The sequence below is a fragment of the Mesorhizobium sp. WSM4816 genome (genome assembly GCF_055811535.1).
Genome location: NZ_JBVVQR010000068.1, coordinates 1 through 9,858 on the forward strand (window position 1 = coordinate 1; position 9,858 = coordinate 9,858).

The 9,858-nt window shown below is 62.4% G+C and carries 9 protein-coding genes; 6 read left to right on the top strand and 3 right to left on the bottom strand.

Going from position 1 to position 9,858, the window contains the following annotated elements; translation table 11 throughout:
• Positions 1–94: 94 nt before the first annotated feature.
• Positions 95–1,093, bottom strand: coding sequence for an ABC transporter permease (locus AC0L3H_RS32360; protein WP_473588184.1), 999 nt, complete (start codon positions 1,091–1,093; stop codon positions 95–97).
• A gap of 40 nt (positions 1,094–1,133) precedes the next feature.
• On the bottom strand, positions 1,134–1,874 hold the full coding sequence (locus tag AC0L3H_RS32365; protein WP_027154335.1) for an ATP-binding cassette domain-containing protein: 741 nt from the start codon (positions 1,872–1,874) through the stop codon (positions 1,134–1,136).
• 426 nt (positions 1,875–2,300) lie between these two features.
• Here AC0L3H_RS32365 and AC0L3H_RS32370 point away from each other — a divergent pair, with 426 nt between their 5' ends.
• The 4 genes from AC0L3H_RS32370 to AC0L3H_RS32385 all read left to right on the top strand — a co-directional run bounded on the left by AC0L3H_RS32370 (position 2,301) and on the right by AC0L3H_RS32385 (position 5,963).
• A complete protein-coding gene (locus AC0L3H_RS32370) occupies positions 2,301–3,290 on the top strand; it encodes a sugar-binding protein (RefSeq protein WP_091599170.1) in 990 nt (329 codons plus the stop codon).
• A 134-nt stretch (positions 3,291–3,424) separates the two neighbouring features.
• The gene (locus AC0L3H_RS32375; protein WP_473493724.1) at positions 3,425–4,258 is read left to right on the top strand and encodes a FadR/GntR family transcriptional regulator; all 834 of its coding nucleotides are present in this window, start codon (positions 3,425–3,427) and stop codon (positions 4,256–4,258) included.
• A 182-nt stretch (positions 4,259–4,440) separates the two neighbouring features.
• Positions 4,441–4,749, top strand: a complete 309-nt coding sequence (locus AC0L3H_RS32380) for an EthD family reductase (RefSeq protein ID WP_023798648.1) — start codon at positions 4,441–4,443, stop codon at positions 4,747–4,749.
• 230 nt (positions 4,750–4,979) lie between these two features.
• Positions 4,980–5,963: an MBL fold metallo-hydrolase gene (locus tag AC0L3H_RS32385; RefSeq protein WP_473588185.1), complete on the top strand. Its 984-nt coding sequence runs from the start codon at positions 4,980–4,982 to the stop codon at positions 5,961–5,963.
• A 575-nt stretch (positions 5,964–6,538) separates the two neighbouring features.
• On the opposite strand, the gene AC0L3H_RS32390 is transcribed toward AC0L3H_RS32385, so the two are convergent.
• Positions 6,539–7,477, bottom strand: a complete 939-nt coding sequence (locus tag AC0L3H_RS32390) for an NAD(P)-dependent oxidoreductase (protein ID WP_473588186.1) — start codon at positions 7,475–7,477, stop codon at positions 6,539–6,541.
• A 154-nt stretch (positions 7,478–7,631) separates the two neighbouring features.
• Between AC0L3H_RS32390 and AC0L3H_RS32395 the strand changes: the two genes are divergently transcribed.
• Positions 7,632–8,528 carry an NAD-dependent epimerase/dehydratase family protein gene (locus AC0L3H_RS32395; protein WP_473516499.1) on the top strand — a complete coding sequence of 299 codons (897 nt, stop codon included), beginning with the start codon at positions 7,632–7,634 and terminating at the stop codon, positions 8,526–8,528.
• A 102-nt stretch (positions 8,529–8,630) separates the two neighbouring features.
• Entirely contained in the window at positions 8,631–9,407 is a 777-nt protein-coding gene (locus tag AC0L3H_RS32400) for a FadR/GntR family transcriptional regulator (protein ID WP_473588187.1), read from the top strand.
• Positions 9,408–9,858 lie beyond the last annotated feature (451 nt).

Genomic DNA, 9,858 nt, shown 5'->3' on the forward strand with positions numbered 1-9,858 from the left:
GAATCATCTCCCTCTCTTCCTTACCCCCGGAATCATCAATCCGATTCTGTGCAAAGGCCTCACAAGGGGAGAAGGGGACGTTTGGGCTTGAACGTCACTCGTTGCGCCGGAAATTGCGGAGCCGGTCGAACAGGACCGCCATCAGAATGGCACCGCCGATGAACACCCCCTGCCAGAAGGCGTTGATGCCGAGCAGGCCGAGGCTGTTGCGGATCACTTCGATCAGCGCTGCGCCGACGACGGCGCCAAAGGCCGTGCCCATGCCGCCGGCCAGGTTGGCGCCGCCGATGACGGTGGCGGCGATGACCTGAAGCTCCATACCGTTGCCGAGATTGGTGGTGACGGCGCCCAGCCAGCCGGTCTGGATGATGCCGGCAAGGCCCGCTGCCAGCGCCGAGATCATGTAGACCGCGACCTTGATCTGGCGCACCGGAACGCCGGTCAGCGTCGCCGCATGCTCGTTGCCGCCGATGGCGAAGATGTGCCGGCCGAATTTCGTCCAGCGCAGGACGAAGCCGGTGATCAGCGCCAGCACGATCATGTAGAGCACCGGATTGGCGATGCCGAACACAAAGGCGCCGCCGCCCAGCGCCAGAAGCTTGTCGTGGTCGGGCCCGAACTGGAAGACGACGGTGTTGTTGGAGGCGACCATGGCGAGGCTGCGCGCGATCGACAGCATGCCGAGCGTCACCACGAAGGGCGGAAACCCGAGATAGGCGATCAGGATGCCGTTGAAGGCGCCGATGATCAGCGCCGTCGCGATCGCAGCGGCAATGCCGACCTCGATGCCGTAGCCGGCATGCATGGTCACGGCGAGCACCATCGAACTCAGGCAAAGCACCGAGCCGACCGACAGGTCGATGCCGCCGGTGATGATGACGAAGGTCATGCCGAGCGCGACGATGGCGACGAAGGTGATGTTGCGGGTGATGTTGTAGAGGTTCTTCGTCGTGGCGAAGGAATCGGTGGCGACGGACAGGAACAGGCAGGCGAGGATGACCGCGATCACCACCCAGAAGGTCTGGCTGGCAAACACCCTGGTCAGCAAAGTGTGCTGTTTCTGCGCGATCGTCTGGTCAAGAGTTACTGCCATCGTCGACCTTTATCTGCTTGCGTGGTGAAACCGGCTGGCATCAAACCTGTTCGATGGCGCCGGTGATGAGCCCGGTGACTTCCTCGGGCGAACTCGACGCGATCGTCTTGTCGGCGACCTTGCGGCCGCGTCGCATGACGATGACGCGGTCGGCAACGTCAAAGACGTCGGGCATGCGGTGGCTGATCAGCACGACGGCAATGCCCTGGTCGCGCAAATGGCGGATCAGGTTCAGCACCTCGGCGACCTGCCGGACCGAGATCGCCGCCGTCGGCTCGTCCATCAGCACGATCTTGGCCTGCGAAAGCATGGTGCGGGCGATCGCCACCGCCTGGCGCTGGCCGCCCGACATCTGCTTGACCAGATCGCGCGGGCGGGTTTCGGATTTCAGCACGGCAAAGATCTGGCCGGCGCGCTTGTACATCGCGGCGTAGTCGAGGATGCGAAACGGTCCGACGCCGCGGCGCAGCTCGCGGCCGAGATAGACATTGGCGGCGGCCGTCAGATTGTTGCACAACGCCAGATCCTGATGGACGATCTCGATGCCGTGCTGGCGCGCCTCCACCGGCTTGTGCAGGATCAGCTCCTTGCCGTCCATCTGCATCGTGCCATGGCTCGGGCGGAAATTGCCGGCGATCATCTTGACCAGCGTCGACTTGCCGGCGCCGTTGTCGCCCATCAGCCCGACCACCTGTCCGGCCTCGATCGACAGCGAAACGTCGTTGACGGCCTGGATGGCGCCGAAATGTTTTGAGATGTTGGCGAGTTCGAGAACCGGCACCAGTCTGCTTCCTCCGTGCTTTCGGCCTGCGATCCTGCCGCGGCCTCGCTCTTCCCAGCTCCTCCCGGGAACCGCGCTTTCGCCCATTTACGCATATGCCCCCTTGCCGTCAACAGCGGCTTCTTTCGAAAAATCCGTTTTGTAGGACAAATAGCAATTGACGTTCGTCGCAAGCCGATATTAGCTAGGCGTCGGAGGAGATTATGCCGATCTCCTGCCCCGGTTCGCCGGGGCTGAGCAGGCGGAGGTTTATCGGTCGAGGATCTGGCAGCGTCCCTATCGCGCTGGCCTGCAACCGCATCTGGAAATTCTTATCGGCCCGGCTTGACGACACGAGCGCTCGCGAAACGAACCTCTGTCATCGCGCATCCGGGCTGGTCTGTGTGGCGGGCACGCCGTGTCCGTCTGTTTCAAGGGAGGACTGAAATGAGGAAGTCACTATTGCTCGCTGCCGTCGCCATGCTGGCGCTGGGCGCCGGGCCGGCTTTGGCCAAGAAACAGCTCGTCATCGTGGTGAAAGGGCTCGACAATCCGTTCTTCGAGGCCATCAACCAGGGTTGCCAGAAATGGAACAAGGAAAACGCCGACTCGGAGTATGAGTGCTTCTACACCGGTCCGGCATCGACCTCGGACGAAGCCGGCGAAGCCCAGATCGTCCAGGACATGCTGAGCAAGCCGGACACGGTGGCGATGGCGATTTCGCCGTCCAACGCACCGCTGATCGCGCAGACGATCAAGAGCGCCAATCCGTCGATCCCGATCATGACGCTCGACGCCGACCTCAGCAAGGAAGATGCGGGGCTGCGCAAGACCTATCTCGGCACCGACAACTACCTGATGGGCTACAAGATCGGCGAGTACATCAAGAAGGGCAAGCCCGATGGTGGCAAGATCTGCACCATTGAAGGCAATCCGGCGGCTGACAACATCCTGCGCCGCGCCCAGGGCATGCGCGACGCGCTTTCAGGCCAGAAGGATCTCCCGGCGCTCAAGGGCGAGGGCGGCTGGACCGAGGTCGCCGGCTGCCCGGTGTTCACCAATGACGACGGCGCCAAGGGCGTGCAGGCGATGACCGATATCCTCGCCGCCAATCCCGACCTCGACGCCTTCGGCATCATGGGCGGCTGGCCGCTGTTCGGCGCGCCGCAGCCCTATCGCGACCTGTTCAAGCCGATGGCCGACAAGATCGCCAAGAACGAGTTCGTCATCGGCGCTGCCGATACGATCGGCGACGAAGTGGCCATTGCCAAGGAGGGCCTGGTGACCGCATTGGTCGGCCAGCGGCCGTTCGAGATGGGCTACAAGGCGCCCTCGGTGATGATCGACCTGGTCGAAGGCAAGCCTGTCGCCGATCCGGTCTTCACCGGTCTCGACGAGTGCACCAAGGATACGGTCGATACCTGCATCCAGAAGTAGGTTCGCATTTTCGGGGCGTCCGCTCGACGGGCGCCCCGTCACGCCGGTTCACGAAAATCTACGAGGTGACGTGGCTGGGGCGAACCGCTCCTGCTTTGCCGCGCCTTGAGTTCAGCCTGTGCCGGGGAACATGGATGTCGGACGCCAGATCGAAAAAGCGACTTATCACGGTCAAGGGACGGGCTACGGTCAAGGCACGGGCCAAGGTCAAGGCACGGGCCAAGGTCAAGCCGCCGGTCGCCCGCCCGGCCGGCGCCCGCCGGACCGACGCGGCGCTGATCCCCGGATCGAGCGTGCATGCGTCGCTGGCCAACGAGATCGGCCTCAGGATCGTGCGCGGCGACTATCCGCCGGGAACCATCCTGCCCAACGAAGCCAAATGGTCCGAAACCTTCGACGTCAGCCGCTCGGCGGTGCGCGAAGCGATCAAGATGCTGATGGCCAAGAGCCTGCTGGCCTCACGTCCCAAGATCGGCAGCTGGGTCGAGCCGAAAGAGCGCTGGAACCTGCTCGATCGCGACGTGCTGGCCTGGTATGCGACGGCGCCAGATCGCGAAATGTTCCTGCGCACGGTCCAGGAGTTCCGTCACATCATCGAGCCGGAAGCCAGCGCCTTTGCGGCGATCCGGCGCAGCGACGAGCAGATGGCCGAGATCAGCCAGGCCTGCCGGGAGATGGGCGAGGCGGCGACGCTGCCGGAGCGCACCCGCGCCGATACGCGTTTTCACCTGGCCATCCTGCGCGCCTCCGGTAACGACCTCCTGGTGCCGCTCGGCGTGCTGATCGAATCGGCGCTCGATCATCTCTTCGTTTTCGTCACGCGCGAAACCAGCGACCAGCCTCGGGCGCAGGCGCTGCATGAGGCGATCGAGAAGAACATCCGCCTCCGGCGGCCGGCGGCAGCCCGCACCGCGGTGCACCGACTGCTCGCCAACACCGACGAGGTTATCGGGCGGTCGCGGCGGTAAGGTCAAACGCAATCGCTCTGAACGGCCAGGGAGCGGCGACTTGGAAGACTCACGTCTGGCCTGAAACCCCATATGCTTCGTTGACCTCCTCAGAGCGAGGAACGACCCCATTTGCCAGCACTCTTGCTGAGGAGTATCCTTTTGCGCAAAGCTGGCGGTGAGTGTCGGTTGAAAGGGGGAGCATGGCCAGACTTGTCGCACTCTACAAGACTCCGAAAGACGTGGCCGCCTTTGACCGTTACTATGTTTCGACCCACATTCCTCTGGCCAAAGCCATTCCCGGCTTGAGGAAATACGAAATCAGCGATGGCGGCGTCCATTCGCCGGGTGGGGCCTCAGGCTATCATCTTGTTGCTACGCTCTACTTCGATTCCGTTGCGGATATTCAAGCGGCCTTAGCGTCCCCCGAGGGTCGAGCCACGGCGGCTGATCTTGGCAATTTTGCAGATGGCGGAGTGGAGCTAATGCTCTTTGAGACTAGGGAAGTCTGAACCTCGCACAATCCGACCCCAGCAAAGTTTCGACCGAATTTCGGTTGTCGTTCCGCTGTTCGTCATGGGCTCAGTTGCGCCATGACCATTCATTCGCGCCGCCTTGGACGAACGGCAACTCATGGCGTCGGAAGTCGTCATTTGCGGATCGCTCCGTCCCCGATGCTGTGGTACAATTAAGCTCCACGCGAGCGGGGTTCTGGGGGGCCATATGGCGAAGGAGACCCCCAATGCCAGACATTGACAGGCGCAGATTTCTGACATCAGCAGCTCTCGGGGTGGCAACCGCCGGCCTCGCGAGACCGGAGCATGCTGCGGCGGCCGGCTCGGATTTGCCCGCCGAGGCCCCCGGCTTCTACAGCTTCAAGCTCGGTGAGTTTCGGATCGCTCCGGTTTGCGACGGCGTGTTCCATTTGCCGATGAACAGTATCGCGACGAACGCAGAACCGGCCGCGCGAAAGGTCTATTTCGATGCACATTATATGACTGCCGACATCTTCCAGCTCCAGGCCAATCCACTACTGGTCGGTAGCGCCGAGAAACTCGTTCTGATCGACACTGGCGTCGGACCTGCACAGGATTGGGCGCCGACCGCCGGTCGTTTGGCCAAATCTCTGCAGAATGCTGGCGTCGCGCCGGCCGACATTGATGTGATCGTTCTCACCCATTGCCATGGGGACCACGTCGGAGGACTTGAGGCTGCCGTTAGCGAAGGCTTCTCCAAGGCCGAGGTGGTACTTTCAGAGACAGAACTCGATCTCTGGAATTCGCCCGATGCCGCCTCGAAGGTTCCGGATTGGGCCGCCCCCGGCGTGCCAGCGTTACAGAAGACGTTCGCGACCCTCGGCGACCGGCTTCGCCCAGTGAAGGGTGGGACCGAAATTGTTTCAGGAGTGATGGCGCTTGACACGCCGGGCCACACACCCGGGCATATGTCGATGTTAGTGGCGTCGGGCGGCGTTACGATGTTGGTCACAGGCGATGCCCTCGCCAATATCCACTTCGCGTTCGATCACCCGGATTGGCAGATGATTTGGGACCATGATCGCGAACTCGGCGTCAAGACGCGCAAATCCCTGCTGGACCGCGCGACTCACGATCGGCTTCTCGTTACCGGCTACCACTATCCGTTCCCGGGCGTCGGCCATGTCGTGAAGGAGGGCAATGGCTTTCGCTGGCTGCCGGCGGACTGGGTCTGGGATAGAGAAACCTGACCTGTTTGCGTTTCCTGGGCGATCTGCTGTCGCGGATGTCACGCCTAAACGCCGATTGACATGGATCGCGGTTCTCAACGACGTCCCGTGGAAAAGCCACTGTCACCAACCGATCCGCCATCAAGTGGCCGTCAAGGCGGGACTGGAAATCCGCTGGGGCGCGTGAGCCATCGAAGAGGGCTTCTGAAGCATTGATGGCGTTTCCCGAGCGCCCACTTGGTGTATTAGATGTCGGACGTCATCTGCAGTATGACCGTAGATTGCCATGACCGTCAGGATGATCGGCTCGCTCAGGAGATCGTCAAGCGTAGGTTCACGCTCTTGCGTCATGGGTCGCCTCAAAATTCTTGTTTATTCCCGCACCTTCTCCTCGAACGATGACAGTGAGACGGCGATCGGGAAACCCCTCAAAAAGAGGTAGTCTGCATCGTCATTGCCGACGACTGATATGGGTGCAGGTTGCCGCCATTAGCGGCTGGAGCTTGTCCCTTCTCCCCGTTTTCCACGGGGAGAAGGTGGCGGCAGCCGGATGAGGGGCAGCGCCAACTTTGACCAGATACAGCGAGCCGATCGCCTCAAATCGTCTGTTTCTTCCCATCCTTCGTCGGCGTCAAATCGACGCCGTTGACCTTGCCGATATGCGTCGCCAGCATCGGCACATATTGATCGGCGGGCCCAGCGGCGAATGCGCCGGCGAAGGCGTTCTTGGTGGCATTGCCGAGCGGGTTGGCGATGCCGGCGGCACCGGCCATCGATTCGAGATAGGTGAGGTCCTTGAAGGCGTTGGCGATGGTGAATTTGTGCGCGTCGCGGTCGCCTTCAAGCGTCCAGCGCATAAAAGTCTGGTAGAAGCCGCAATCCATGCGGCCGTTGCGGATGACGCTGTCGAAGCGCGGCGGCGAGATGCCGACCTTTTCGGCCAGCGCCAGCGCCTCGGAATAGATCGCCGCATAGCCCAGCGAGATGAAATTGTTGAGCAGCTTCATGCGGTGGCCGTCGCCGGTGTCACCGATATGGACGATGCGTCCGGCCCAGGTGTCGAGCACGGGCTTCAGCCGGGCAAAGACCGCGTCGGATGCACCGACCATGGCGTCGAGCGTGCCTTCCCAGGCCTCCTTCGGCGTGCGGCTGAGCGGGGCATCGACATAGTCGACGCCGAGCCCCTTGAGTTCGGCGGCAAGCGCCACCGTCGAGGTCGGGTCGGAGGTCGAGCAATCAACGACCACCGAACCCTTGTTCAAGCCCTCCTTGAGGCCGCCCGGCCCGCGGATGACGGCCTCGACCTCGCGCGAGCCGGTGACGCAGATGAAGACGATATCGGATGCCGCTGCCACCTCGCGCGAGGTTGCGGCTTCCTTCGCACCGCGGTCGAGCATGTCTTGCGCCGGTGCGCGGTTCTTGCGGCCGAGAAACGTCAGGGAATAGCCCTTGTCGACGATGTTCTTGGCGATCCCGTGTCCCATCAGGCCAAGGCCGATGAAGCCGATCTTTTCGCGCGCGGCGGTGGTGTTCATGGCGTGTAATCCTGTGTTGCGGTCTCGATGACGGCGCCGCACTTCGGCAGGCGAATTGTTGAAGCGGGTTTTTGCCGCAAGCGGTTGGCAGACGATTGCAGAGTTCGATATTGTCTGACAATACACATGAAACCTGGAGAATGTGGAGAGCAAAATGACGAAGCGGATCATGTTCACCGGCGGCAGCGGCAAGGCCGGGCGTCATGTCGTGCAGTATCTGGTCGAGCAGGGCTGCCAGGTGCTCAACATCGACACCAAGCCGCTCGACAATCCCAAGGTGCGCACCTTGATCACCGATATCACCGACAGCGGGCAGGTGTTCAATGCGCTGTCGAGCTATATGGGCCTGCATGAATTCGACCCGTCGCTGCGCGCGCAGCCGGTCGATGCCGTAGTGCATTTCGCGGCGATCCCGCGCATCATGATCACGCCCGACAACGAGGTGTTCCGCATCAACGCGCTCGGCACCTACAATGTCATCGAGGCGGCGGCAAAACTCGGCATCCGCAAGGTGGTGATCGCCTCCAGCGAGACGACCTATGGGCTGGTCTTCGCCAACGAGCCGCGCGACCCGACACATTTCCCGCTCGACGAGGACTACGACGTCGATCCAATGGACAGCTATGCGCTGTCGAAGATCGTCAACGAGAAGACGGCGCGCGCCTTCGCGCTGCGCAGCGGCATCGACATCTACGCCTTGCGCATCGGCAACGTCATCGAGCCGCATGAATATTCGCTATTCCCGAAATGGTTCGCCGATCCAGGTTTCCGCAAGCGGATCGCCTGGAGCTATATTGACGCGCGCGACCTCGGCCAGATCACGCTGCGCGCCATCGAGACGGACGGGCTCGGCTATCAGGTGTTCAACGCCGCCAATGACGACACCTCGTCCGACCTGCCGACGGCCGAACTGTTGAAGCGGTTTTATCCCGGCGTGCCGGTCAAGGGTGAGCTCGGCGAATACGAGACGCTGCTTTCGAACCGCAAGGCGCGGGATATGCTCGGCTTCCGCCCGGAACACAGCTGGCGGAAATACGTCAGGACGGCGTGACGAGGCCGACGCATCCCGGCTGATCTGTGCACAGAAGCAGGCTTTGCCGCCCGAGGCTGTTGCGGTGCTTGACAGCTTTCGGAATCCGGACTTTGTGAACGCATGCGGGACGGCAAGCCGAATAAGGGAAAAACACCGGCCAGGGCGGCGTCGGCCGAGCGCCCGGCTGTCGTTCGCCGTGCCGATACGGCGCGTATGCCTGGGGCGAGCGTGCATGCGTCGCTAGCCAACGAAATCGGTCTCAGGATCGTGCGCGGCGACTATCCGCCGGGAACCATCCTGCCCAACGAAGCCAAATGGTCCGAAACCTTCGACGTCAGCCGCTCGGCGGTGCGCGAAGCGATCAAGATGCTGATGGCCAAGAGCCTTTTGGCCTCACGCCCCAAGATCGGCAGCTGGGTCGAGCCGAAAGAGCGCTGGAACCTGCTCGACCGCGACGTGCTGGCCTGGTACGCGACCTCGCCCGACCGCGAGGTGTTCCTGAAGACGGTGCAGGAGTTCCGCCACATCATCGAGCCGGAAGCGACCGCGTTTGCCGCGATGCGGCGCACAGACGAGCAGATGGCCGAGATCAGCCGGGCCTGCGGGGAGATGGGCGCGGCGGCGACGCTGCAGGAGCGGACCCGTGCCGACACCCGTTTTCATCTGGCGATCCTGCGCGCCTCCGGCAACGACCTCCTGGTGCCGCTCGGCGTGCTGATCGAATCGGCGTTCGATCATCTGTTCGCCTATACGACGCGGGAACTGGACGATCTGCAGCACGCGCAGAAGCTGCACGAGGCGATCGAAAGGAACATCCGCCTGCAGCGGCCGGATGCGGCACGCAACGCGGTGCGCAAGCTGTTGGCCAATACCGACAGCGTCATCAAGTCGCGCTGAAAAAGCGCGCCGGACCACTGCAGTGCTTCATCTTCTTTCTCCACCGCCCGCAATTTCGCCGTTCGCAATCTCCCCGTTCGCGATCGCCGCCGGGCCACAGCCGCCAATCTCCAAGATTTGAGATTAGCCGCAGGGTCCCATGCCTTCGTCATCCTGGGGCGAAGCAAGGAGCGAAGCGACGCCGCGCAGACCCCAGGATCCATGCCCTTACCTTGGAGCACTGCTGCGGTGCAGGACCTTTGATCGCGGAGGGACAGCGCCCCCCTCTGTCCTGCCGGACATCTCCCCCACAAGGAGGGAGATTGGCTTCATCACTGATTTCGCCAATCACCAACCTTGCGGACGCTGTCCGCGAAGCTGCCGATCTCCCCCAAGTGGGCATATGCGCTAAGATAGCTTCGGCATGGACTGAAATTTGCGCTTTCGTGGTGGTTCACGCCATCGATGTCGC

Coding starts and splice junctions, on each gene's coding strand:
- AC0L3H_RS32395 (WP_473516499.1), top strand. CDS start 7,632: ATGACGAAGCGGATCATGTTCACCGGCGGCAGCGGCAAGGCCGGGCGT.
- AC0L3H_RS32360 (WP_473588184.1), bottom strand. CDS start 1,093: ATGGCAGTAACTCTTGACCAGACGATCGCGCAGAAACAGCACACTTTG.
- AC0L3H_RS32390 (WP_473588186.1), bottom strand. CDS start 7,477: ATGAACACCACCGCCGCGCGCGAAAAGATCGGCTTCATCGGCCTTGGC.
- AC0L3H_RS32380 (WP_023798648.1), top strand. CDS start 4,441: ATGGCCAGACTTGTCGCACTCTACAAGACTCCGAAAGACGTGGCCGCC.
- AC0L3H_RS32400 (WP_473588187.1), top strand. CDS start 8,631: ATGCGGGACGGCAAGCCGAATAAGGGAAAAACACCGGCCAGGGCGGCG.
- AC0L3H_RS32385 (WP_473588185.1), top strand. CDS start 4,980: ATGCCAGACATTGACAGGCGCAGATTTCTGACATCAGCAGCTCTCGGG.
- AC0L3H_RS32370 (WP_091599170.1), top strand. CDS start 2,301: ATGAGGAAGTCACTATTGCTCGCTGCCGTCGCCATGCTGGCGCTGGGC.
- AC0L3H_RS32375 (WP_473493724.1), top strand. CDS start 3,425: ATGTCGGACGCCAGATCGAAAAAGCGACTTATCACGGTCAAGGGACGG.